The sequence below is a fragment of the Winogradskyella sp. UBA3174 genome (assembly GCF_002364335.1).
In the GTDB taxonomy this organism is placed as follows: domain Bacteria; phylum Bacteroidota; class Bacteroidia; order Flavobacteriales; family Flavobacteriaceae; genus Winogradskyella.
Genome location: NZ_DEXW01000087.1, coordinates 3,553 through 3,819, shown reverse-complemented (window position 1 = coordinate 3,819; position 267 = coordinate 3,553). Strand labels below are relative to the sequence as shown.

Below are 267 nucleotides of genomic sequence, written 5' to 3'. Positions count from 1 at the left end.
AAGGCTTTAGTAATATCTAAAAATGGTTTTTGATATGGTGGATAATCAGACCAACCTAACCAGACTGCATCTTGTTTTTCATATTCTGCTGGCATATAAAATTTATCAGAAGTTAAATTTTTATCTTCAGACTTTTCATTTTTGCAACTAATTAGAAGAAAAATTACTAGTGTTAAGGTTATGTACTTCATTTTTTTCATAATTAATGGCAACGTGATGTGTATGGCTAGTTGCGTGGTTAAGCACCTAATTTAGTAAATAAATCAC

1 protein-coding gene is annotated in these 267 nt (G+C 29.6%); it reads right to left on the bottom strand.

Features of this window, described 5'->3' with window-relative positions:
- The coding region (locus tag B2U95_RS15985; protein WP_296317924.1) for a hypothetical protein at window positions 1-191 on the bottom strand (191 nt) is incomplete at its 3' end.
- Between the last annotated feature and the right edge of the window lie 76 nt (window positions 192-267).